General features: G+C 46.8%; 18 protein-coding genes and 1 tRNA gene. 9 read left to right on the top strand and 10 right to left on the bottom strand.

Annotation, left to right across the window (positions count from 1 at the left end; all coding sequences use genetic code 11):
• Positions 1-10 precede the first annotated feature (10 nt).
• The 4 genes from ACRD67_RS02850 to ACRD67_RS02835 all read left to right on the top strand — a co-directional run bounded on the left by ACRD67_RS02850 (position 11) and on the right by ACRD67_RS02835 (position 6,775).
• Positions 11-1,123: an AraC family transcriptional regulator gene (locus ACRD67_RS02850; RefSeq protein WP_430965523.1), complete on the top strand. Its 1,113-nt coding sequence runs from the start codon at positions 11-13 to the stop codon at positions 1,121-1,123.
• Between the two features lie 256 nt (positions 1,124-1,379).
• A complete protein-coding gene (locus ACRD67_RS02845) occupies positions 1,380-4,433 on the top strand; it encodes a SusC/RagA family TonB-linked outer membrane protein (protein ID WP_430965522.1) in 3,054 nt (1,017 codons plus the stop codon).
• Positions 4,434-4,450: 17 nt separating this feature from the next.
• Positions 4,451-5,920, top strand: coding sequence for a RagB/SusD family nutrient uptake outer membrane protein (locus ACRD67_RS02840; protein ID WP_430965521.1), 1,470 nt, complete (start codon positions 4,451-4,453; stop codon positions 5,918-5,920).
• Between the two features lie 18 nt (positions 5,921-5,938).
• Positions 5,939-6,775 (top strand): hypothetical protein, encoded by an 837-nt coding sequence (locus ACRD67_RS02835; RefSeq protein WP_430965520.1) that lies wholly within the window; start codon positions 5,939-5,941, stop codon positions 6,773-6,775.
• A 324-nt stretch (positions 6,776-7,099) separates the two neighbouring features.
• Here the strand turns inward: ACRD67_RS02835 and ACRD67_RS02830 are convergent.
• From ACRD67_RS02830 to dnaE, 4 genes are all read right to left on the bottom strand, one after another.
• Positions 7,100-7,173 (bottom strand) — tRNA-Asp (locus ACRD67_RS02830).
• A 74-nt stretch (positions 7,174-7,247) separates the two neighbouring features.
• On the bottom strand, positions 7,248-8,177 hold the full coding sequence (locus tag ACRD67_RS02825; protein ID WP_430965519.1) for a DUF58 domain-containing protein: 930 nt from the start codon (positions 8,175-8,177) through the stop codon (positions 7,248-7,250).
• A gap of 83 nt (positions 8,178-8,260) precedes the next feature.
• A complete protein-coding gene (gene trxA, locus ACRD67_RS02820) occupies positions 8,261-8,578 on the bottom strand; it encodes a thioredoxin (RefSeq protein ID WP_430965518.1) in 318 nt (105 codons plus the stop codon).
• Between the two features lie 133 nt (positions 8,579-8,711).
• Positions 8,712-13,097 carry a DNA polymerase III subunit alpha gene (gene dnaE / locus ACRD67_RS02815; protein WP_430965517.1) on the bottom strand — a complete coding sequence of 1,462 codons (4,386 nt, stop codon included), beginning with the start codon at positions 13,095-13,097 and terminating at the stop codon, positions 8,712-8,714.
• A 146-nt stretch (positions 13,098-13,243) separates the two neighbouring features.
• On the opposite strand from dnaE, the gene ACRD67_RS02810 reads away from it, so the two are divergent.
• The 5 genes from ACRD67_RS02810 (at position 13,244) to ACRD67_RS02790 (ending at position 18,072) form a co-directional block, all read left to right on the top strand.
• Entirely contained in the window at positions 13,244-14,659 is a 1,416-nt protein-coding gene (locus ACRD67_RS02810; protein WP_430965516.1) for a sulfatase family protein, read from the top strand.
• Between the two features lie 120 nt (positions 14,660-14,779).
• On the top strand, positions 14,780-15,487 hold the full coding sequence (locus ACRD67_RS02805; protein ID WP_430965515.1) for a 30S ribosomal protein S16: 708 nt from the start codon (positions 14,780-14,782) through the stop codon (positions 15,485-15,487).
• A 15-nt stretch (positions 15,488-15,502) separates the two neighbouring features.
• Positions 15,503-16,036, top strand: coding sequence for a ribosome maturation factor RimM (gene rimM / locus ACRD67_RS02800; RefSeq protein WP_430965514.1), 534 nt, complete (start codon positions 15,503-15,505; stop codon positions 16,034-16,036).
• Between the two features lie 87 nt (positions 16,037-16,123).
• Complete coding sequence (locus ACRD67_RS02795) at positions 16,124-16,837, top strand: tRNA1(Val) (adenine(37)-N6)-methyltransferase (RefSeq protein WP_430965513.1); 714 nt, start codon at positions 16,124-16,126, stop codon at positions 16,835-16,837.
• Positions 16,838-16,893: 56 nt separating this feature from the next.
• The gene (locus ACRD67_RS02790; protein ID WP_430965512.1) at positions 16,894-18,072 is read left to right on the top strand and encodes an acyl-CoA dehydrogenase family protein; all 1,179 of its coding nucleotides are present in this window, start codon (positions 16,894-16,896) and stop codon (positions 18,070-18,072) included.
• 59 nt (positions 18,073-18,131) lie between these two features.
• Here ACRD67_RS02790 and ACRD67_RS02785 read toward each other — a convergent pair whose 3' ends face one another.
• The 6 genes from ACRD67_RS02785 to ACRD67_RS02760 form a co-directional block, all read right to left on the bottom strand.
• Positions 18,132-18,920 carry a PhzF family phenazine biosynthesis protein gene (locus ACRD67_RS02785; RefSeq protein ID WP_430965511.1) on the bottom strand — a complete coding sequence of 263 codons (789 nt, stop codon included), beginning with the start codon at positions 18,918-18,920 and terminating at the stop codon, positions 18,132-18,134.
• A 153-nt stretch (positions 18,921-19,073) separates the two neighbouring features.
• The gene (locus ACRD67_RS02780) at positions 19,074-19,574 is read right to left on the bottom strand and encodes a YybH family protein (protein WP_430965510.1); all 501 of its coding nucleotides are present in this window, start codon (positions 19,572-19,574) and stop codon (positions 19,074-19,076) included.
• A gap of 86 nt (positions 19,575-19,660) precedes the next feature.
• The gene (locus ACRD67_RS02775) at positions 19,661-20,242 is read right to left on the bottom strand and encodes a Crp/Fnr family transcriptional regulator (protein WP_430965509.1); all 582 of its coding nucleotides are present in this window, start codon (positions 20,240-20,242) and stop codon (positions 19,661-19,663) included.
• A 151-nt stretch (positions 20,243-20,393) separates the two neighbouring features.
• Positions 20,394-23,405: a DNA polymerase III subunit alpha gene (locus ACRD67_RS02770; protein WP_430965508.1), complete on the bottom strand. Its 3,012-nt coding sequence runs from the start codon at positions 23,403-23,405 to the stop codon at positions 20,394-20,396.
• 91 nt (positions 23,406-23,496) lie between these two features.
• A complete protein-coding gene (locus ACRD67_RS02765; protein WP_430965507.1) occupies positions 23,497-24,711 on the bottom strand; it encodes a DNA polymerase Y family protein in 1,215 nt (404 codons plus the stop codon).
• A gap of 155 nt (positions 24,712-24,866) precedes the next feature.
• On the bottom strand, positions 24,867-25,709 hold the full coding sequence (locus ACRD67_RS02760) for a dienelactone hydrolase family protein (RefSeq protein WP_430965506.1): 843 nt from the start codon (positions 25,707-25,709) through the stop codon (positions 24,867-24,869).
• Positions 25,710-25,779 lie beyond the last annotated feature (70 nt).

Below are 25,779 nucleotides of genomic sequence, written 5' to 3'. Positions count from 1 at the left end.
AACTACTTCTATGGACTTTTTTGAGGTCGTAATCCTGTCGTTCGCAGTGCAGGCAGTTTTTATCGGGTTCATCTTCATTTTCAATAGAAAAGGTGATCGTGTTGCCAAGATTATTTGGTTTATCTTTCTTTTTCTGTTATCCTACAACCTTTTTAATAGCGTTTTATATTGGTCTTGTGAAAATCCAAAACTCATCAAAAAATTATCGGCTTTCTATTTTTTGCCCATCGCGCTTGTTGGGCCCTTATTTTTTCTGTTTGTAAAGCGACGTATTACACAGCGTAAGCTCAAGTTAAATGAGGTACTGTTACACCTTATTCCCGCAGCTATCGTTTTGATTTCTTGCCTCGGGATTTTTTTGATCCCAGCTGAACTTAAGGAGGCATTGACGAAGGACGGAATCCGTGCACAACACAAGTCCATCATCAATCCCTATTTCCTAGTTGGGTTCATACTCAGCAGCTTGTTTTTTTATGGATTGGCCGCCTACCGAATCTATCGGAAGTATACGTACAAAGGATTTGAAATTACCTTTTGGATAAAGACCATTACCCTGGTTTTCTTGGGATTCTGTACGCTTAGGACGTTGTATTTCATCATGGTCGTTTTTAACGGTTATAAGGCGGAGTACTACTATACACTTATCACGGGGCTAACCCTGTTTCTAGGTTTTGTCACCTATTTAGGATACATACATCCGGAGCTTTTTAACGGAAGAGTTCTAAAAGCGCTTGGATCTCCGGTCAAATACAAGAATGCCGGTTTTTCGGCCAAGCTCTCTATACATTACAAACAAAAACTTCTCGATGGAATGCATAAGGACAAGCTTTATCTGAACAATGATCTTAGACTAAACGACCTATCCGAATATCTGGGTATTGCCAGGCATCATACCTCACAATTGGTCAATGAGCATTTTCAAATGGGCTTTTTTGATCTCATCAACAAATTCCGTGTGGAAGAGGTGGTAAGACTCCTTTTGAACAACACCGAAAATCTCAGCACTATTGAGATTGCCTATAGATCAGGATTTAATAACAAGGTAAGTTTTTACAGGGCCTTCAAAAAGTTTAAGGGCGTTACGCCTACCCATTATCTCTCCAAACACCAAGCATCCACATAGGGTAGTAAACTTTTAATTAGTCTCGGATAATTAGTTTGTCACTATAAGGGCTAACTGTTTGATCCCAATCTTTTTATTGTTTTATCCCGCAATTGTAAAGGTAGGGCAGGGAGAGAGAGGGTCAGTCTTACTTTTTTGGAATAAAAGAATCATTAAGCTTTGTTCTCATTTTAAGTATTAATTGAATTAGTACGAATCTCCATCCTGCCTGCCTTTCTTAATTGCACTAACTCATTTTTTAACCAAAACTTTGATTATGAAAGTAAACAACTCTTGGATTGTGATTGTGCTTTTGTTATTGGGAATAAGCTCGGCAATAGCACAGACGAAAACAATCAATGGTAGGGTCACGGACCAGGAATCCTTGCCTCTGCCCGGTGTAAATGTCTTGATAAAAGGAACAACGACAGGTACACAGACCGATTTTGACGGAAATTATTCCATCAATGCCAGTGTTGGTCAGATTCTGGTATTCTCTTATATCGGCCAAAACACGGCGGAAAGAACTGTAGAAATCCCATCGGTCATTAATGTGCAAATGCAGGAAGACGCCGAAGCTTTGGAGGAGGTGGTTGTTGTGGGCTATGGTTCCAAGTCCAGAGAACTTTCCACTTCGGCCATTTCAACGGTCTCTACGGAGAAGATAGAAGCCTTCGTGCCTTCTACCAGTATAGATAACATACTTCAGGGACAGGCGGCAGGTGTTGCCGTTACTGCGGCAAATGGCAGGCCTGGCAATACGGCCTTCGTCCAAATCCGGGGAATTGGATCTATCAATGCCCAGACCACACCGCTTTATGTGATTGATGGAACACCTATTCCTGTGGACACCACGCGGGATTTCAACCCCATTAGCAACATCAATCCAAATGATATAGCATCATTTTCCATTCTCAAGGACGCCGCCACAGTTTCCAAATACGGTTCTAGAGGTGCTAATGGTGTCGTCTTGATAACCACCAAGAAAGGTAGATCCGGAGATGCGCAAATAACCTTCAGGTCTTCCTATGGCTTTGCGGAACGGATTCCAGATCCCTTCGATCTTTTGGACGCGGAGCGCAAGTTGGAACTGGAAAGGCAATTTGCAGAACTAGGTGTCAATGCAGCACAAAGTCTGCCGGGAGCCACCGCTTCCCCAACACAACTGGCTGCGCTTATTGCCTTGGATACCGATTGGGAGGAAGAACTTTTGAGAAATTCCATCATCCAATCAAATTCGCTGAGTGTTTCTGGAGGGGACGAACGCTTAACCTATTTTCTTTCCTTGGGATATGATAAGAATACAGGTATCATTGACAGAATTGATGGATTTGAGCGGGTCTCCGCTCGTTTAAACACCACCTATCAAGCCAAGGAATGGTTAAACCTCGGGGCCAATATTTCCCTGGCTCGGAGTACGACGGATTTGCCAAGGGATAGGAACAATGTACAAAATCCCTTTCGAGGGTTTTATGACTACAATCCGTATGAGCCCGTTTTTTTGAGGGATGGGAATGGTGCTATTGTCGTTGACGCCGATGGCAATAACGTATTTAACCCCACTTCGACCGGTTTTCCCATCGCTAGGGCGCTTACCACGGAGCCCGAAGACAACAGGAACTTGCTGATCATCGGCAACCTTTCTGCCGACGTGAAACTATCGGACAAGTTCTCAAACCGTTTTACGGTGGGAGCGGTCAGCAATAGGTTTAATAGAACTGTCAGGTCCTTGTCTGGCGGTGTATTGCAGCAGTTCGTTGGGGATGTCAACTTTCCAGGGACACAAACAGATAATTTTGCACTCGATTTCGAATACAACGTCAATAACCTATTCACCTATACGGACACCTTCAATTCGGTACACAATTTGTCCGTAGGTTTCCTTTTGGAATATAACGAGAACATTAGAACCGATCTTTTCGCCGCAGCAAGGGGCTTCCCATCACCTGATATTCCATTTCAGGATGTAGCTGCCGAGGCAACTGATTCCGGTACGGAAGAAGATAGAAGAATCCTATTCTCCCAAGGGCTTTTTGTGGATTATGATTACGAAGGTAAATATATTCTTTCCGGTTCCATCAGGAGGGACGGTTCCTCCCGTTTTGGTCCTGATAATAAGTTTGGGTCCTTCTTTAGTGGTAGCGCTGCATGGAATATTTCCAATGAGAACTTCATGGAAAATTCCGTTTTTAACAATCTTAAGCTAAGAGCTTCTTATGGGACGTCTGGAAACCAAAACATCGGAGACTTCGAATTCCTGAACCTGCTATCCTTCGATACCTATAACGGTTTCACTACCGCCATTCCCATAGGGGTGGGGAATCCTGCCATTCAATGGGAGTCCCAAGCAATTTTGGATATAGGCCTGGAGTACGGGTTGTTCAACAACCGAATCAACGGTGTGGTCGACTATTTCAAAAAAAATTCAAAGGACCTGCTCTTGAATCAGCCACTTTCCAGAACGGTCGGAGATGAGGACGATTCCATTTTGGCAAATATCGGAGAAGTGGAGAACAGCGGTATTGAGGTTTCCCTTAATGCAGATATCATTAGAAACGACAACCTCCTTTGGTCCGTAGGTGGGAACATTACCTTTTTGGACAATAAGGTGTTATCCCTGGTCAATGGTGAGGATATCATTAACGGCAACACCATATTACGGGAGGGCGAAGAAATCAATTCCTTTTACCTGGAGCGTTATGCAGGGGTAAACCCGGCCAATGGGGAACCCTTGTACCTAGATACCGATGGAAACGTCACCAACGAATTCAGTCCGGGTTTTCAAACCCTGTTGGAGGGTAAATCACCCAATGCCGATTTTGAAGGTGGATTCTTCACTTCGGTTCGTTATAAAGGTTTTGGACTGCGGGGCGACTTCGTCTTTAGGTCGGGGAACTACATCCTGAACCTTCAGCGTTCTGCAGGAATAGCCATTGGAAATATTGACGCCAATCAAAGGGAAGAGGCTTTTAACTACTGGAGGCAACCTGGCGACCAAAACGTATTGCCAAGTCCCTTGTTCGCGGAGACAGCCGACCAAACTTCGACGCGATTTCTGGAGCGGGGGGATTACATCCGACTAAGGACCCTCACTCTGGACTATAATGTTCCCAACAAATTTTTAAAGGATACGGGTATCAATTCCCTGCGGATATTTGCCACAGGCCAAAACATTCTAACCATAACGGAATATGAAGGAGATCCTGAAATAGGCCTTGGTTCCGCTGAAAATGCCGAGCCCGGGGATGCCGGATTTGTCCCCGGGGAGTTTTCCCTGTTTAGTTATCCCCAAACAAGGTCGTACACCTTCGGCATAGAGGTAGGGTTTTAATCAAAAAAGAAAGAAAAATGAAAAAAATCAGTTTTAAGATAGCACTATTATATTTTGTATTCGGGTTCATGGCCTGTGATGATGAGTTGAACGGTTTACAACCTTTTACGGAAGGGAATCCTGAGACCTTCTTTAACAGCCTAACTACCTTCCAAAATGGTGTGGACGGTGCCTATGCACAGGTAAGAAACTACTATACAAATGCGAACTTCGGCTTTCAGGGCATCCCGGACATCTTATCGGACAACGTAATATTGGTGCAGACCGGGCGTCGTTCCAATGAGATTTATTATGATTACCGATATGTACCCAACACGGGCGGACCCATAGCGCTTTACTGGAGTGAAGCTTATGAAGCCATAAACGCCGCGAATCTGGTAATCGGCCAAATAGACAATCTTACGAATAGTCCCGAAAAGAACAATATCCTGGGGCAGGCCTTGGCCATAAGGGCCCTGGCCCATTTTGATCTGGCAAGGACCTTTGCAAAGATTCCCACTCAGAGCGGGGATGCCAATGGATCCCCTGGCATTATCTATGTAAAAGTTGAAGATGGAGATACCGGAGACCCCTTTGCCCAGCCTTCGAGGGAAACGGTCCAGAGCAACTATGCCGAAATCATCGGTGATCTGGAACGTGCCAGTCAATTGATCGGCACGTCTAACGGAGAGGGCCGTTTGGACAGAAATGGCGTGTTTGGGACTTTGTCCAGGGTTTATCTTTACAATGGACAGTATCAGGATGCGATAGCTGCTGCCAACCAGGTAAACACCCCGTTGGCGACAGCCGCTGAACTCCCCGGAATGTATACCGATTCCAACAACGCCGGTATCGTATTCGAACTCGCCATAAACACTTCCAATGAAATGGGATCCGATGACAATCCCCCTTCGGGTAACAATGTAGGGGTGCTCTACAGTCAGTCAAGTGCGGGCAGCACCATTTCCGAATATGCTGTTGAGTTCGATTTTTGGAATAGCATCGACCCCAATGATCAGCGCAGAAACGTATTGCAATTTGTAGGGACAAATCAAGGCAACGATTACAACGCCATATTGAAGTTCCTGGGAGAAGCGGGGCAGGTCAACGGACGGGTAGACAATAAGGTTATCCGTGCGGCCGAAGTAGTTTTGAACAAGGCGGAGGCCCAGTTTGAATTGGGTTTAGAGTCTGAAGCACTCGCTTCCCTCGACGTACTGAGAAACCTGCGTTTTACCTCCTTCACAGGGGGAGAGACCGGGCAGACACTGGAAGACGCCATTCAATTTAACCGAAGGGTGGAGCTTGCCTTTGAGGGGCATCGGTTTTTCGACATAAAACGACGTGGGGAGTCTATCGTCCGTTCAAACAACGGGGATATCATTGATGGCTCGGGTACGCCAGCAGAGATACAAATGCTTGAGGCTGGTGATTTTAGGTTCCAGTTGCCCATACCTGTAGACGAGACCAATGCAAATCCCAACTTAATTCAAAACGAAGGGTATTAAAATATAAACAATAGCAATATGAAAAGCCAAACCTATAAATTTATGATGTTGTTCCTGGGAATACTCTCGATGGTTTCCTGCGAAGAAAATGAGATTCCCATCTTCGACACGGAAAATGGAAGAGCCATTGCCGGATTCAACGGAGGAATAGCAAATCCCCGCATCGTGTTCAATCCTGCGGCCGATACGGAAAGTACTGTCACCATTGGAGTCTCTACCCTTTCGTCCTCGGATAGGGCCGTACAGCTTAGCGTGGATGCCAACAGTACCACCCTAGACCCGATGTTCTATGCTATAAGTACCTTGTCCACAGTCATCCCGGCGGGCGCCTTTACCACGGATATCGTCATTACCACGCGGGCCTCTAGCGCACTTCCCGGCGCCAGTGATGCCATTGTATTGGTACTGGACGCCGTGGAAGGGGCAGAAATACTGGACGATAGCATAGACAGGTTATCCATCGGTCTTGACGTTCAGTGCCCCAGCGTGGACATCTCGGCACTTCCCGGAAGCTATGATGTTTCCTTTTCTACCTTTGCCAGCTTTTTTGGCGAAACCGACTTTACCAGAGAAGTCGTTGCCGGACCTGGTGAAAATCAAATTACGATTATAGACGGTACGCACATCACTGAAGGAGCGGAAGACCTTGTCCTTACCATTGACCCAGAAACAGGGGCCATAATCGGGGTGAATGAGGACGGTATAAACTCCGCGGTAAGCTTTGGACCCAACTTCTATACTTTACTTCCCGGGGGTAGGGTATTGAGCTGTGTGGGGATTATTGAGGTGAATTTGGATTTTAATGGTAGTGTAACCGGTAACCCCCATAACTTTAATCTGGTCAAACAACCGTGACCAAAACCGACATTTTGGAAGCTGTAACGGTTTCCCGGAATTTCTAGGCTACGGAATAAACCAAAATTCCGGTTTTAATAAATATAAAAGCCCCCAACTTGCGTTGAAGGCTACAACGGTCCGGATCCCGCCGATGGCGGGACAGGTGGGACTCGAATGCCGACGCTCGCGGTCGGCACCCCGACTTCCGCAAAACGGAACGTCGGCGGCCCGCGGCCCTTATAATCTCAAGACCACGTGGTACATGGAAAATAATAACATGGACAATGGGACCCAAAGGACCAAAAAAACAAAAAGCCCTCAACTTGCGTTGAAGGCTTTTTGCGGTCCGGACGGGACTCGAACCCGCGACCCCCTGCGTGACAGGCAGGTATTCTAACCAACTGAACTACCGGACCAATTCTTAAGCGAGTGCAAATATACATCGGTTATTGAATTCCGCAAACAATTTCCCTCAAAATTATGGCTGGTCTCAAAGAAATTTTTGCCGCTCTATCATGTAGGTATTCAGCACCTTTGAAAAATTGGCATGGATGTCCACATCCACATACTTGATCTTGTACTGGGCACATTTTAGCTTTAGCTCCCCAATATAGCTTCCTATCTCCCTTTCATAGGCAGCCTTGATGGTGTCCGCGTACAAGTCTATATGCTCCCCTGTTTCCACATCCACAAAACGTTTGGGCGTGTTTTCAAAATTAAAGCGATATTCCTTGTCCTTGTCCAACAAATGAAAGAGCACCACTTCGTGCTTGTTGTATTTTAAATGCCGGAGCGCATCAAATAATTGGTCCTTGTTCGTTGTGGTCTGAAACATATCGGTAAACAGAAAGATCAGGCTCCGCCGATGCATCTTTTCAGCAATCTGATGAATGTACTTATAGGTTTCCGTGCTTTTTGCCGGCCCCGTATCCAAACTGATCTTGCTCAAGGTGGCCAGCAGCATTTGATGGTGCCTTTCACTACTCTTTTCCGGGGCGTGAAAATTGTAATTGTCCGAATACACACTGAGCCCTACGGCATCCCGCTGTTTTTTAAGAATATTCATGAGCGCCGCAATGGCCAATACACCGAAACCAATTTTGTTCAGGTTGTCAATGTTCAATTCCTTGACCTCCGGATAGTACATGGAAGCCGAATTGTCCAAAATCATATGACAGCGTAAATTGGTCTCCTCCTCATAACGTTTGGTATACAGCTTATCGGTCTTGGCAAACAGTTTCCAATCGATATGCTTGGTACTCTCCCCCGTATTGTAAATCTTATGCTCCGCAAATTCTGCGGAAAATCCATGGAACGGACTTTTGTGGATCCCACTGATAAAACCTTCCACCACCTGACTCGCCAAAAGTTCCAGGTTCTGGAAGAGGGCGGCCTTATGTAATTCGGAGGGTAGGTTCATGCGACTAAGATAAAATAAAAAAAGGTTTGGCCCCGAGCACTCGAAGCCAAACCTTTCTTAAATAAGCGTAACGCTGTTATGTACTACAATACCGCGTCTATTGCGTCTGTATAGACTTTCTTCGGGGATACTCCCACCTGTCTGTTTACAATTTCACCATCCTTGAACACCAAAACGGTCGGGATGTTACGCACGCCATATTTTGCGGCGAATTCCTGATTGGCATCAACATCTACCTTTCCTACAACGGCCTTGCCGTCGTACTCATTGCTTACTTCATCAATGATAGGCCCTACCATTCTACAGGGACCACACCAAGCTGCCCAAAAATCGACTACTACAGGTTTATCACTTTTTAAGACTACTTCGTCAAAAGTAGCGTCTGTTATCTCTAATGCCATTTTATATTAGTTTTAAATATTACGCAAATTTAGTCAATTATTCTCCCTTTTCCTTACTAGGTGCATATTCGTTTTGCCTATAGGCATATTGGCAAAGTTTATTGCCACCACTTCAAACAGAACGGATTAGACATCAGTTTAGTTTGTAATGTACCGCTTTTTCCTCTAGGGCAGTCAAAAGCTCGCTGGAAATCTGAACCTTTTGTTTCCTGCTCGATAAATTCACCTTTATTTCCTCCTCCATCTCATAAACGACAAAATTAAGGGCGTGATTTCCCTTGTGCATGACCAGGGTATCCTTCAACTCCCGAATGTTTTCCTCCGCTATATGATCAATATCCAGTTTAATGGTCAGTTTTTTGGCAAAGGCCTCCATCACCTCCTGTAACAACATAAAGTTATTGTATTGCAAACGTGGTTCCCCTTTTTTACCCGTGTCACGGTTTACCCAGCCTTCACGGACAAAGACTTTTACAAAAGCAAAGGAATTGATCATCAGGAAATGGCGATACTTTAAATACTCTTCCCCAAAAATTCGAAATTCAAAGGAATCGGTATAATCCTCCATGGTAAACAAAGCCCAGCCCTTGCCATTTTTGGACACCCTGTGTTGCACATCGGTGATTACCCCTGCAAAGGCAAGCTCCCTGTTAACATGCTCCTCCAAATTTGCAAAAGCCGATACATTGGTGTTGCAGAACGCATTGATCTCGGTCCTGAAATCATCCAGAGGGTGCCCAGAGATATATATCCCCACTACTTCTTTTTCCCGTCTTAGTTTTTCCATGGTGCCCCATTCCTCACAAGGAGGGACCACGGGCTCCGGTATCTGTACTTCACTGGCATCCCCAAAGAGGCTTACCTGGGAGGAGTTCTCGTTCTCCTGATACTTGGCCCCGTATTTTATTACCTTCTCCAAAAAAGTAATCCCGTCGCCTTCCTCATGAAAATATTGTGCCCGGTGCACTTGGCCAAAGGAGTCGAAACCTCCGGCCAGGGCCAGGTTCTCGAATGCTTTTTTATTGGCAGACCGCAAATCGATGCGTTTGGCCATATCAAAGACCGATCGGTACGGACCATCTTCTTTTCGGAAGCTTACAATAGTCTCTACCGCAGATCTTCCCACCCCTTTTATGGCACCCATACCAAACCGGACCGCGTTGTCCTTGTTTACCGCGAACTTATAATAGGATTCGTTCACGTCCGGACCCAGTACCTCCAGTCCCATCCGCTTACACTCTTCCATAAAGAAGGTCACCTGTTTAATATCGTTCATATTATTGGACAGCACGGCCGCCATGTACTCTGCTGGATAGTGCGCCTTTAGATAGGCGGTCTGATAGGCAATATAGGCATAGCAGGTAGAATGACTTTTGTTAAAGGCATAGGAAGCAAAAGCTTCCCAGTCTTTCCAAATTTTTTCCAGGGTCTCCCTAGGATGTCCGTTCTTTTCCCCACCATCCAAAAATTGAGGGCGTAATTTTTGCAGGAGCGAGAATATCTTTTTTCCCATGGCCTTCCGCAATACATCTGCCTCGCCCTTGGTAAAACCGGCCAGCTTCTGCGACAACAACATCACCTGCTCCTGGTACACGGTAATGCCGTAGGTCTCCTTGAGGTACTCCTCCATTTCGGGAAGATCATAGGTAATTTCTGCCATCCCGTTCTTTCTTGAAATGAAGGTAGGGATGTACTCCATGGGACCCGGACGGTACAGGGCGTTCATGGCAATAAGGTCATCAAATACCGTGGGCCTAAGGTCCTTTAGATGTTTTTGCATCCCAACGGATTCATACTGAAAGATACCCACGGTATCGCCACGTTGAAAGAGCTCATAGGTCTTTTCGTCGTCCAGCGGAAAATCATCGGGCACCAATTCAACATGGTGTTTGGCCTTAACGATTTTTACCGTATCCTTGATCAGGGTCAGGGTTTTTAGTCCCAAAAAATCCATTTTCAATAAGCCCGCACTTTCCACCACGGAGTTGTCAAATTGGGTGACGTACAGGTCAGAATCCTTGGCCGTGGCCACCGGTACAAAGTTGGTAATATCATCCGGCGTAATGATGACCCCACAGGCATGAATGCCTGTATTTCTCAGGGACCCTTCCAGCACACGTGCCATATTCACCGTCTGCGCCTCCAAATCGTCCCCTTCGGAAATGTTCAATAAGTTGTTCACCTTCTCCAGATCATCTGAGCGAAACTTCTTTTTTAACTCCGCCTCCGGCACCCCAAAGATCTTTCCCAATTTGGACATGGTGGGGATCAACTTGGCAATACGGTCGGCATCGCCCAAGGGAAGATCCAATACCCTGGCCGTGTCCCGAATGGACGACTTGGCCGCCATGGTCCCATAGGTGATGATCTGTGCCACCTGATTGGCCCCGTATTTATTGATGACGTAATCCATGACCTTACCGCGGCCCTCATCATCAAAATCAATATCGATATCGGGCATGGAAACCCGGTCTGGATTCAGGAAACGCTCAAAAAGCAAATCGTACTTCAGTGGATCTATGTTGGTAATGCCCAAACAATAGGCCACTACCGATCCTGCAGCGGAACCCCGGCCCGGTCCTACCGAAACCCCCATGTTCCTGGCCTCCCGGATAAAATCCTCCACAATCAGAAAATAACCCGGATAGCCCGAATTTTCTATGGTCTTTAACTCAAAGTCGATTCGTTCCTCGATTTCAGGAGTGATGGACGCATAGCGTTTTTTGGCGCCTTCATAACTAATATGTCTCAAATAGGCATTCTCTCCGCGTTTGCCCCCATCCGTTTGGTCCTCGACAACCATAAAGCTCTCGGGAATTTCAAAATTGGGCAACAGTACTTCCCTGGCCAAATCGTAGGTTTCTATTTTATCCAAAAGATCCTGGATATTCAGTATGGATTCCGGAAGGTCCTTGAAGAGTTCCTTCATCGCTGCGGCCGACTTGAAGTAATATTCCTGATTGGGGAGTCCGTAGCGATAGCCCCTGCCCCGACCGATTGGCGTTGCCTGTTTTTCCCCGTCCTTGACGCAAAGTAAAATGTCATGGGCATCGGCATCTTCCTTGACACAGTAATACGTATTGTTGGTAGCGATCAATTTTATCCCGTGCTTTTTGGCAAATTCTACCAGGACCTTGTTCACCCGGTCCTCGTCTTCCTGCCCATGCCGCATAATCTCCATATACAGATCGTCCCCAAAGGTTTCCTTCCACCACAGGAGCGCTTCTTCGGCCTGTTTTTCGCCCACATTCAAGACCTTCCCGGGCACCTCTCCGTAGAGATTGCCCGTGAGTACCATAATGTCCTCCTTGTATTGTTGAATTACCTCGCGATCAATACGCGGCACGTAGTAAAAGCCATCGGTATAGGCAATGGAAGACATCTTGGCCAAATTGTGGTAGCCCCTTTTGTTCTTGGCCAGGAGCACGATCTGATAGCCATAGTCCTTTACGTTCTTGTTGGTATGGTCGTCGCAGACAAAGAACTCACAGCCGATAATCGGCTTTATTTCTTGGGCCTCAGCCACTTCCCCATTTTCACTCGCCTGTGCGTTTTTTTCGGCAACCGCGGTATTATGTGCCTTGATCTCCTTTACAAAATGAAAGGCGCCCATCATATTGGCATGATCTGTTATGGCCACAGCGGGCATCCGATCCTCTGCGGCCGACCGTACAAGATCCTTGATGTTGATGGTGGATTGTAAGACCGAAAACTGGGAGTGGTTGTGTAAATGTGCAAAGGGGGCCTCGGCCAGCGAGGCGATGTTCTCCTCCATCTCCTCATGGGAGATTTCCCCGGTATCCTTTTCCCAAAGCCGTTCCGCTATTTTTTTTGAAGCTTCCTTTAGGTTAATATGTTTTAGGCCGATGAGTTGGATTTCCTGGGGATTGGCTTCGGAAAAATTCTGAAAATAATCGATAGGGGCATCCAACTGCTCCAAGGTATAGTGCTTTCTGCGCAGCAGTTCCAGAAAACATCGGGTAGTGGCCTCCACATCGGCGGTGGCATTGTGCGCCTCGGCAAAAGGTTCCTTAAAAAGGTATTCGTGTAGTTCGGTCAGGGTGGGCAATTTAAATTTGCCGCCCCGTCCCCCGGGAATTTGGCAAAGCAGGGCCGTATCTTCCGTACAAGTATCCAGCACAGGGAGTTCCTGCAAAGGATTGTCTATCTGGGCCCTTAGGAATTCAGCCCCCATAATATTTACATCAAAGCCTACATTCTGGCCCACAATGAATTTAGCTTGGGACAGTGCCTCGTTGAACTTTTCCAAGACCTCTGGCATGGGGACTCCCTCTTCCTCGGCCAAGGCCGTGGAAATACCATGAATCTGCTCGGCATCAAACGGTATGTTGAACCCCTGGGGCTGTACCAAAAAATCCTGATGTTCCACCACATTGCCCATGGCGTCGTGCAATTGCCAGGCAATCTGGATACAACGTGGCCAATTGTCCAAATCCGTAATGGGGGCGTCCCAACGCTTGGGCAGGCCGGTGGTTTCGGTATCAAAAATCAGGTACATAGGATATTCTTGTTTGGAAAAATGAATGTATAAAAATATAGAATTGTAGGCTCTTGGTAAAAGGGACTTATCAGGAGTTATGAACCATATTTATTTTCTCAACCAAACTTATATGCCTACTTTACATAGCCGTTAAATTGTCGCATATGAAAAACTTGATCTTTGTAAAAATCCAACTGCTTTTATGGCCTGTCTTGCTCTCCGGTACTTCCCTGTGGTCGCAGACCGCTGCCCGGGAACAGCCCAATTTCATCATCATTTTTGCCGATGACCTCGGATACGGTGATTTGGGAAGCTACGGGCATCCCAGCATACGCACGCCCCATTTGGACCGCATGGCCAGTGAAGGACAAAAATGGACCAACTTTTATGCCGCTGCCAGCGTTTGTACGCCTAGCCGGGCAGCCCTGTTAACAGGAAGACTTCCGGTGCGCAGTGGTATGGCAAGCAATACCACCCGAGTACTCTTTCCCGATTCCAAAAACGGCTTGCCGGCCCATGAAATAACCCTGGCCGAACAACTAAAACAAGTGGGATATCGCACAGCCTGTATCGGAAAATGGCATTTGGGTCATAAAGAGCAGTACCTTCCCACCAATAATGGCTTTGACTATTATTTTGGGATCCCATATTCCAATGATATGGACAAGCTTTCCAACATCCCCTATTGGGAGTACTGGAAACAATCAGATGATTTGATCAAAACGACGGATTTCAATGTCCCGCTGCTACGGAACACGGAAGTTGTAGAACGACCCGCCAACCAGCACACCATAACCAAACGGTATGCAGAAGAGGCGGTTTCCTTTATCAAAAAACACAAAGACCAACCTTTTCTGGTGTATTTGGCCCATAACCTGCCCCATATTCCCTTGTTTGCTTCCAAAGAATTTTTGGGCAAAAGTGACCGCGGGCTTTATGGCGATGTCGTGGAGGAAATAGATTATGGGGTAGGGCAGATCCTGGCCACGCTTGAAGCGGAGGGCCTTGCTGAAAACACCATTGTGGTCTTTACCTCCGACAACGGGCCCTGGTTACCCTTTAAGACCAATGGGGGTAGTGCCGGACCCCTAAGGGCGGGTAAGGGCACCACCTGGGAGGGCGGTATGCGCGAGCCTGGAATTTTTTGGGGACCCGGATGGATCAAACCCGGACAGATCAGCGCATTGGGGTCCACCATGGACCTTTTTACCACCTTTAGTACCCTGGCCGGCGCGGCCCTTCCGGAGGATCGTATAATGGATGGGGTAGATTTGAGCGAAACCTTGCGCTATCACAGGCCAAGCCCTCGTAAAAGTGTCCTTTATTACAGAGGAACGGATCTGTACGCCGCTCGATGGGGGGCTTACAAAGCACATTTTATTACCCATGGGGCCTATGGGCAATTCGGGGAGCGGGAAGAACACGACCCTCCGCTGCTCTATCACCTGGGCCATGACCCGTCGGAACAATTTAATGTAGCCCAAGATCATCCGGAGGTTTTAGCGCAAATCAATGCACTTGTACTGAAGCACCAATCCGAGCTGGTGAGGGGAAAAGATCAACTGGTGGAACGGGAATAAAGGAATTTTGGAAAAGCTATTGCCGAATTGAGGAAATGCAGTATATTTGCACCCCTTTTGAGGGATAAAAAACAAAAAGAATTAATAATCAGGGTCGGGCACCCTACAAATTAATGTGATATGCCAGTTAAGATTAGATTACAAAGACACGGAAAAAAAGGAAAACCATTTTATTGGATCGTTGCTGCGGATTCGCGTTCAAAGCGAGACGGTAAATTCCTTGAAAAATTGGGCATCTACAACCCCAATACCAATCCTGCCACCGTAGAGCTTAAGGTGGACAACTCCGTAACATGGCTTCAGAACGGGGCACAACCTACAGATACGGCCAGGGCCATCCTTTCCTATAAAGGAGCATTGTTAAAACATCACCTATTGGGCGGTGTGCGCAAGGGGGCATTGACCGAGGAGCAGGCAGAAGAGAAATTCAACGCTTGGTTGGCCGAAAAGGAAAAATCCGTTGCCGATAAAATAAGTGGTTTGGACAAAGTGAAAGCGGAAGCCAGGGCCAAGGCACTTGAAGCGGAAAAAGAAGTGAACGAAAAACGTGCGCTAGCAGCAGTGGAAGCGGAAGCTCCCGAGGCTGAAGAGGCCACGGAAGAGGTTGAAGCCGCTGCAGAGGAAACTGCGGTAGCCGAAGAAGCTCCGGCAACTGAGGAAGCCGCTCCCGAAGCAGAGGTTGAAGCCAAAGAAGAAGCTCCCGCTGCTGAAGAAGCTGCAGTGGAAGAAACTCCCAAAGCGGAGGCTGAAGCTAAAGAAGAGGCACCTGCGGTTGAAGAAGCTGCCGCTGACGCCAAGGAAGCCGAAGCGACCACAGAAGAAGAATAGGTTTTTTTGGGAACGATGCAGAAGTCGGATTGTTTCTACCTCGGCAAAATCGTTTCAAAATACAGTTATAAGGGTGAGGTGCTCGTAAAACTCGACACTGACGAGCCCGATATTTACGAAAATATGGAATCAGTATTTGTTTCTTTGGGAAACAATCTGGTTCCTTTTTTTATTGAAACATGTGTGCTGCACAAATCGAGCCTGCTCCGCATTCGTTTTGAAGAGGTGACCAACGAGTCCGATGCGGACAAGGTGATGGGTTCAGAACTTTACCTACCCCTGGAATTCCTGCCTAAATTGGAAGGGAACAAATTTTATTTTCACGAGGTTATTGGTTTTGTGCTGATGGATAGCATTCATGGTGATATTGGTATCATAGCAGGGGTAAACGATACTACCAATCAGGCCCTGTTTGAGGTGGACAAGCAAGGCAAACAACTGTTGATCCCCATAAACGATGAAATCATCACCAAAGTAGATCGGAGCAACAAGACCATCCATGTTACTACACCAGAGGGCCTGGTAGACCTTTATCTGGGCAACCCGTAAAACCAAGAGGGAAATCAAACCTCCCCTTTCCGGCCAAGCCGGGACACCTCTTCTTATCCAAGGAGGGGAGCTAATAAAATCAAAATTTTGGAAAAACCCTTTACATTCAAACAATTTACTATAAATCAGGACCGCTGTGCCATGAAGGTAGGTACGGACGGGGTATTGTTGGGCGCATGGGCACCTTTGGAAAACGATCCCAATTCCATTCTGGATATTGGAGCGGGAACGGGTCTGATCTCCCTAATGTTGGCCCAAAGAAGCAAGGCAGAAGTGCTTGATGCCGTAGAAATAGATGGCGACGCCTATGAACAATGTGTCGAAAATTTTGAAGCTTCGCCCTGGGGCGATCGTCTTTTTTGCTACCATGCCGGGATGGAGGAGTTTGTTGCGGAAATGGACGAGCGCTATGATTTGATCGTTACCAATCCGCCCTTTTACACCGAGGGTGTATCCAGTGGGGACGGCTCCAGGGACCAGGCCAGAAAAAATGAATCCCTACCTTTTGAAGAACTCTTGGAGGGGGCGTCAACTTTACTTTCCCCCCAAGGTGTTTTTGCCGTTATCCTCCCTTTCAAGGAGGAGGACAAGTTTGTACAACTGGCCGCAACTGTTGGGCTTTTTCCTAAAAAAATCACCCGGATAAAAGGCAATCCTTCCTCGGAAATCAAAAGAAGCTTGATTGCGTTCAGGTTTGAAAAGACCGCACCGGTCCGGGAAGAGCTGACCATAGAAAAAAAACGGCACGATTATACCTCCGACTACCGTAGTCTTACACGGGATTTTTATCTAAAAATGTAACATTTTGACTTTGTAATGTTATATTTCTTTAGCTACCTTTGATCAAAATTCTTTGTATGAGACCCGACCTATTTGAAGCTCCCGACTACTATAACCTCGACGATCTGCTCGGCGATGAACACAAATTGGTCCGCGATGCGGCGCGCCAGTGGGTGAAACGGGACATTTCGCCCATCATTGAGGAGTTTGCCCAAAAGGCGGAATTTCCCAAACAGATCCTGGGCGGTCTGGCAGAAATTGGGGCCTTTGGTCCCTATATCCCACCAGAGTACGGCGGAGCTGGATTGGACCAGATCAGTTACGGGCTCATTATGCAGGAAATAGAACGGGGCGATAGCGGGGTGCGCTCCACCGCTTCGGTGCAATCTTCCCTGGTCATGTATCCCATTTTTACCTATGGAACCGAGGAACAACGCAAAAAATACTTGCCTAAACTGGCCACGGGGGAATTTATGGGTTGCTTTGGACTTACCGAACCCGACCATGGTTCCAATCCGAGCGGTATGACCACCAATTTCAAGGACAAGGGCGACCACTACCTCCTCAACGGGGCCAAGCTGTGGATCTCCAACTCCCCTTTTGCGGACATTGCCATTGTCTGGGCCAAAAATGAGGAAGGCCGTATCCACGGCTTGATCGTGGAACGGGGCATGGAAGGTTTTTCCACGCCAGAGACCCATAACAAATGGTCCCTAAGGGCCTCCGCCACCGGAGAGCTCATCTTTGACAATGTAAAGGTGCCCAAGGAAAACCTCTTGCCCAACAAAAGCGGTCTGGGTGCGCCTTTAGGATGTTTGGACTCTGCCCGCTACGGCATTGCCTGGGGTGCGCTAGGTGCGGCCATGGATTGTTATGATACGGCCCTGCGTTACGCCAAGGAGCGTATCCAGTTCGGGAAGCCCATTGCGGCCACCCAGTTGCAACAGAAGAAACTGGCCGAAATGATTACCGAGATTACCAAGGCGCAGCTCATGGCATTTCGATTGGGGCAGTTGAAAAACGAGGGTAGGGCCACTACGGCCCAGATTTCCATGGCCAAGCGCAACAATGTGGACATGGCCATCCATATTGCCCGTGAGGCCCGTCAGGTGCTGGGCGGTATGGGCATTACCGGGGAGTACAGCATTATGCGGCATATGATGAACCTGGAGAGCGTAATTACCTATGAAGGCACCCACGATATTCACCTATTGATTACCGGGGCGGACATCACGGGCCATGCCGCGTTTAAATAAGAGGGATGACCAGCCCTGTCCCAAACCCTTAATGTGTTGTTTTTTTTAATCAGGGTATTTTATTCCGTCCATAGGTGCCCCTTTGAATAGGTTTTTGCCTGTCCACTGATGATTACCCGATCCTTTTGGTTTTTGCAATATAATTTTCCAAGCCTATCGGAAATTTGGATTGCCGTTAGTTCTTCCTTTTGCAGTCTTGCTGACCAAAACGGAATTAGGGAGCAGTGCGCGGAACCTGTTACAGGGTCTTCCAAAATTGACGCCTGAGGCGTAAAAAATCGTGAAACAAAATCACAACTTTCCCCTTCTGCGGTGATAATTACCCCACCTGGGTCAAGATTGATCTGGTCAAAAATTGGTCTATCAATTTTGATATTTCTTATTTCTTCTTCCGAATCATAAACCAATAGGTAGTCCCTTGATTTATGCACCTCTCTTGGCTGTATGTTCAATGCCTTCTCAATGATTTTGGGCAAGTCCGAGGCTGTTGGCATTCTTGATGGGAAATCCAAATGATACCGTCCATTTTCCACAAAAACGGTAAGGTCGCCACTCAATGTTTCAAACGTTATTTCATCCTTTGGATAATCCAAAATCGACTTTAAGCAATGGGCTGTTGCAAGGGTCGCGTGCCCACACAGATCCATTTCAATTTCCGGTGTGAACCATCGCAAATGGATTCTATCGCCTTTGTCAATGAAAAAAGCAGTTTCGGCAACCGAATTTTCTCTGGAGATGTTTAGTAGCGTCTCATCGGAAAGCCAATCCTTTAAGGGGACAACACAGGCGGGATTTCCGCCGAACATCGTATCGGTAAATGCATCTATTTGATATAATTGAAGCTTCATTGGCCTATGTTGGCTTGCTGTTTACGGTCTCGAATAAATCGGGAACGACTTAAAAGTACGTCACTTTCAAACCACTACCAAGTTACTTCATTGCGCTAAACCTACGGGAACAATTCCAGCTGCCATTATCCTGTGCCGAGCTACAGTGCGTTTTTATAATTTTGGTGCTGTCTTATTGAACATATATCGAGCAATTTTCCATTCTCCAGCCTCCCTCTCGAAAACAAATAGTTCCCTATTCGCTTCGGGAATGGTATCCCCTGTTGCGTGAATCAGCGTTGTACCTTTGGAAGATGTTACTGCAAAGGCAAAATCGTTTTCAACTACTATCTCGTCTATATAGAACTCGATATTGAGCTGAATTTGGGAGAAAATGAACTCATACGATTTAAGAATGTTCTCCGAACCTATCGCGGAGGGAGCCTCTGTTGGCATAAATATTCCGTTTTTAGTGTAAAGGCTTTGAGCCAGCGCAGCATCGGAAGTGTTCAATGCCCTCTTGTATTGGTTTAATAATTCTTCGATTTTTTGCTTTTCCCCTTTTTGCATGATTTCCGTTTTTTGGGTTATAGTTTGATTTACTTCCCGATCGTTTTTTTGACCGTAAGAAGCCATAATTAGCAAGACCATTACTGGTATCAGTTTACGTTTCATTTCTCGTGAATTTTATTTGATACAAAGGTTGGGAATCCTCAGCGGGCGTACCTATAAGATAGCTTAAGAAAGCATCTTAAACTACCTTAAGATTTTGCCAAGCGTTTACGTATGGTGCTAAGAAATTCAGGGGTTACTCCGAGGTAGGAGGCTATTTGAACATTGGAAATCCGATTAAAGAAGTGCGGATACCGCTTCATAAAATCAAGATAGCGTTCCTCAGCGGTCGAGCTGATATTTTGTAAAATTCTGCGCTGGGAACTCACCAGGGCATTTTCGGTGATTACTCTAAAAATGCGGTTGAACTTTGGATACTGTACAAATAGACGTAGTTGGTCCTCTTTCTTAATTTGAAGAATCACGGAGTTTTCGATTGCCTCGATATAGAGGGTGCTGGGTTCTTCGCTATGAAAACTGCCTATATCGCCGATCCACCATTGCTCTATAGCAAACTGGAGGTTATGTTCCTTGGCGTTTTCATCCACCATATACATCCTAAAACATCCTTTGACCACAAAAGTGTTGTGCTTGCAGACATCCCCTTCTTGAAGAATGAACTGCCTCCGTTTTATGCGGTGTTCGGTAAAGACTTCTTTTACAAAAGAAATCTCGTCCTCACTCAAGGGAAGTAGTCGATTGAAGTAGGCTATAAGAGGTTCTATTTGCATTTTTAAACCATTGACAGTTTGTTATATAAGGAACTAAAATACGTATTTAACAGGGTATTGTTGGGATAACCGAAGGTTTTGTTCCTGTTTTCGGGTATCGTTTTTCGCAAAAAAGATTGCGATTGGCAAGGCGGTTGTATCCGCACTTGAGCTATTCCAATTTCTTCAAAGTCGTTAACCTTTTTTGATTGGCCACCTTTACCTCCGCATAGCGCGGGTCTTGGATATAGTCCTCTTTTTGCATCTTGATCGTTTCTATGCTCAAAAAACCGAATTCGCTCACCACTTTACCGTAAAAGCGATAGATACCCCTGCCCCTAAAATAGTATTTGGCGGCCACGGGCGGAAACAGTACCGTATCGAAGACTTCCCCATATTGGTCCACCAGGGTGGCAAAGTGCATCTGTCTGCCATGGTGTGTTGTGGTGTTCTTTACCGTTACCAGATAGCCATAAATATCGATATATTGGTTTAAGAAACGATCCAGGTCCTTGCTGCCATGGGTATTCTTCGGGGCCTCTTTTAAAAGTTCAAAAGGACTACACAGGGAAAAACCCAACAGTTCCAACTGCTCAAAGGCCGTTTCCAGATCGGTGGTATGCAATGGGGGAATCTCAAAATTTTGGGGGCGGGGTGGGAAAAGTTTGGGATGGTCCACGGCGGGCCCTTTGGTCAACAACAAATGGGCCTGCCATAAAAGTTCGTGCTTATTGACTTTGGTAAACCGAAAGGCATTGATCCGGATTAGAATGCTCACCTGCTCTATGGAAATGGGCACCCGATCTAAAAAATCCTCCAGGGAGGTATAGGCCCCGTGCAATTCGCGTTCCTTTACCATCCGTTCCATGACCCTGCTCTCCAACTCCTTCAGGTACATATAGCCCAAATATATCTCCTTCCCGTAAATGCAATTGGTGGCAAAACTGCTATTGATACAGGGCGCGTGGATAACGGCCCCTTGCATGCGCGCTTCATGGATATAGAATTCTGAACGGTAAAAACCGCCGCCATTGTTCAATACGGCCACCATATATTCCAACGGAAAGTAAGCCCGCAAGAACAAGCTCTGGTAACTTTCCACTGCATAGGAGGCAGAATGGCCCTTGGCAAAGGCATAACCCGCAAAGCTGGCCACCTGGTTCCAGACTTCAAAAATCAGGGTATCCGTATAGCCCTTTTTCCGGCAATTGCTTATGAACTTGTCCTTCACCTTTTGGAATTCTTCCCGGGAGCGAAACTTACCGCTCATGCCCCTACGGAGCACGTCGGCCTCCCCCAAGGTGAGGTCTGCAAAATAATGGGCCACCTTGATTACGTCTTCCTGATACACCATTACCCCGTAGGTATCGGGCATAATGTCCAACATCACCGGATGGGCTTCCCGTTCGGTCCTGCCTTCCTCCCGATGCCGTAGAATATATTCCCGCATCATCCCACTCTTGGCCACCCCTGGGCGAATAACGGAACTTGCCGCCACCAGGCCCAAATAATTATCCACCTCCAATTTCCTGAGCAGCATCCGCATGGCGGGCGACTCCACATAAAAGCAGCCCATGCATTGTGCGGTTTTTATCAAGCTATTGATCTGGGGATCCTCCTTGAACCTTTTGATATCGTGGATGTCCAAAGTGGAAAATTTTTCGGGTTGATTATACCCTACTATTTCCATGGCCTCTTTGATCTTTCCCAAGCCCCGTTGTCCCAAAATATCAAACTTATAAAGGCCCACATCTTCGGCAATGACCATGTCGTACTGTGTTGTGGGAAAGCCTTTGGGGGGCAAGTGGGTGGCCGAAAAATAATGCAGGGGGCGTTCACTGATCAAAATACCGCCCGCATGGATACTCAGGTAATTGGGTATCCCTTGGATCAGTTTGCCATATTTTAAGACCAGGCGGGAAACCTCATCCAATTTGGAATATTGGTACCTCCCTTGGGACAAAAAATCGATTTCGGCCTTGGGAAGACCAAATACCTTCCCCAATTCACGGACGACTCCCTTTTCCTTAAAAGTGACATAGGTACCCAAGAGTGCCACATGCTCAAAGCGCTCAAAGATATACTCCGTCATGGCCGGCCGGTCCTTCCAGGAGAAATCAATGTCAAAATCGGGGGGATTGGCCCTGTACAAGTTGATAAAGCGCTCAAAATACAGGTCCAGCTCTATGGGGTCCACATCGGTAATGCGCAGCAGATAGGCCACAATACTATTGGCACCACTGCCCCGCCCTACATAGAAGAACCCCCTTTTCCTGGCCTCCGAAACAATGTCCCAATTGATCAAGAAGTAGGAAACAAAGCCTTTTTCCTTGATCAGGTCCAGCTCTTTTTTAAGTCTTTTTGTAATATGCTCCCCTCCCTTGGGATAGCGATATGGCAAGCCCTCCCGGCATAATTTTTCCAACAGCTCCTCGTCTGCCGCCTTGTTGCCCAAATACGCCTTTAAATTTTGGGGTTCCCGTTCTTTGGAGAAATCAAAATGAATGTGGCAAGACTGCACCAGTTGTTCCGTATTCTCCAGGATAAAGCTATATTCCGAAAAGGCGGCCGCCAAATTTTGCACGGGAAACATTTTTTCATCCTCCCGGGCCTCTTCCGTTTTGGGAAGCTTGCTCAACAACACATTGTTATCAATGGCCCGCAGCAAACGATGTGCATTATAGTCGCCCTTATGCCGAAAGGTGACCGCTTGCAACACTACGAGTTTATCCTTGTATTCCTTGAGCCTGGAAAAGGGCAATCGCCTTAGATCGGCAATGGAAATTCCAATAAATTCATGCGGCGCAAATACGGTTTGGTCGTTCAACACCACTTTTTCAAAAGGGTAAATGATATAGGCCTCCTTAAAAAGGGGTGCAAGGGCGGGGAATTCCTTTTCTTCATGGAGGTGCACCGATAAAAAAGTGTTCAATTCCTGATAACCTGCATTATTTTTTGCAATGCCCACATAACAGGGATCTACCCCGTTTCTAAAATCGATGCCCAAGATGGGCCTCACCCCAAATTCGGGTGCCTTTCGCACAAAATTGAGGCAGGCAGAGGTATTGTTGATATCCGTCAGGGCCAAACGGGCCACCCCGTTTTCCTGGGCCAATTGCAAGAGTTGGATCTCGGAAAAGGTCCCGTAACGCATACTGTAATAGGTGTGGCAGTTGAGATACATATACTAGCTAGGGGAATACAAAGCTTGCTGGACCCTGTTTTTTTGAATCCGGTATTTTTTATTGCCCCCTTTATTGTTCATTGTTCATTGTTTATTGTTTCCGATGTGCGAGTACTACCGGCGGTTGGCCGTTGAACGGATTGTGCATTCGCCCAATGGTCTTGGCCCCCATGGCCGAGGCTCTAATGATACTATTGTCCCCATAGCGTTCCCGTATGGTATCCATGGCCGCATATAAATTGAGAGCTTCCTCGGTATCATCGAACAGGTTGATCTGATAATTTCCCTGCACCAAATGGCTAAAACGGATGCCCACCAAGCGAACCAGGAGCCTCCTGTTGTACAGCCTGTTGAACAACTCAAGGATCTTGGGGATCAAAATATGGTCGGCGCTGGTATAGGGAATCCGCAGTTGTTTGGAATAGGTGTTGAAATCGGAATACCGGATCTTTACGGTGATACAGGCCGTGAGCCGTTCTCCCCGTCTTAACTGATAGGCCAAATTTTCTGTCATGGCCATCAGGATGCCCCTAAGCTTTACCACATCTATGGTATCCCTGTCAAAAGTACGTTCAGTAGAAATGGATTTGCGTTCCGAGAAAGGAATCACCGGGGTATGATCTATGCCATTGGCGCGCTTCCAGATGACCCCGCCATTGGCGCCCAATACCCGTTGCATAAGATCCATGGGCATTTCCTGAACGGTCTTCACTTTTCGCAGCCCTAGATTCCTAAGGGTCTGGTAGGTTTTGTCCCCCACCATGGGAATTTTTTTGATGGACAAAGGAGCCAGAAAAGGTTTTTCATACCCCTGATCTACCTTTAATTGATTGTTGGGCTTGGCCTCATTGGTAGCCACTTTGGAAACCACTTTATTTACCGAAAGACCAAAGGAAATAGGAAGTCCGGTCTCCTTAATGATCCTTCTTCGCAGTTCGGAAGCGTACTGGTAACAGCCAAAAAAACGATCCATGCCGGAGAGATCGGCATAAAACTCATCGATGCTCGACTTCTCAAAAACGGGTACCTGCTCCTTGATGATATCGGTGACCACATCAGAATGTTTGCTATAGGTCCCCGCATTGCCCCGTATCACCACGGCCTCGGGGCACAGTTCCTTGGCCATCTTCATGGGCATTCCAGAATGGATCCCAAACCCGCGGGTCTCATAACTACACGCGGCCACCACGCCCCGATCGCTGGTCCCCCCCACCAATAGGGGTTTGTGTATCAGTTCTCTGTTGATGAGGCGCTCTACAGAAACATAAAAGGTATCCAGATCTAGATGTAGTATCGTTTTGTCCACTTTGAGTTGATTCAGTGGTACAATTTATGGATTATTTCCAAATTAATGGAATAATTCCATGTAAAATGATTCTTACACCTGCTCTGGAAGAAAGCACACATAAAAAAGCCCGAAGCTAAGATCGGGCTTTTAACGGAGGACAAATGTTATCGATTTTAAAATACTTCGTCCAACAACTTTTGAAGTTCGCCCCAAGATTTCTCATCGGCCTCCTGTTGGTAGGCCAGGGGCAAATTGAATTCCTTTGCCAAGGAATCGGCTGCCTTGCTCGTAAAGGAATGTGCGGCGTTTTCATAGGCAATGTATTTATAATCTGCCTGCACGCTGTCCATGGCCTTTTTATAGGCTGCTACCGTTTCGGCCGGAATAAAGGGATCCACGGCCCCATTACAGACCAACACTTTGGCCTTAATGTCCGAAGTGGGCATAATGGGAAGTTGCACCCCACTGTGAAAGGCAGCTACCGCATCCAAGTCCAACCCGGCATTTGCCATGGTCAAGACCACACTGCCGCCAAAACAATACCCGATTGCTGCAATCTTTTCGGCATCCACGGATTCCTGTGCCTGCAACATTTCCAAAGCGGCCTTAAAGCGGGCGGTTGCCCCATCTATATTGCCCATAACGCTCATGGCAAACTTCCCCGCATCATCCGGGTGGGCCGCTTGCTTGCCATCACCGTACATATCAATGGCCAGTGCCACATAGCCCAATTCGGCCAACATCTCCGCTCTTTGGCGTACATAATCGTTGTGTCCCCACCACTCGTGGACCACAATGACTCCAGGACGTTTGCCCGTAGCATTTTCGTCCCAGACCAGATAGCCTTTCATGTTCAGGGAATCGGCAGCATAAGTGACCACTTCGCCCTTAAGCTTTACGGCCTGTTCCTCTGTCGTTTCTGCCGCTTCGGAAGCTGTCTTGCTTTTATTTTCCTTGCATCCCGCCAAGATCAAAATAGAAAGGAGCAGTATGCCATATTTTTTTACATCGCTCATAAAAACTGTTTTTTTAAGTTAGCATTATTGTATCCTTAAAAATAAGGAAATTAGCCCGTCCAAATTGTAT

The sequence above is a fragment of the Eudoraea algarum genome, assembly GCF_050589645.1.
Taxonomy (GTDB): domain Bacteria; phylum Bacteroidota; class Bacteroidia; order Flavobacteriales; family Flavobacteriaceae; genus JBNGOQ01.
Note: the sequence above shows the minus strand (reverse complement) of the source record. Positions and strands in the feature narration are given on the sequence as shown.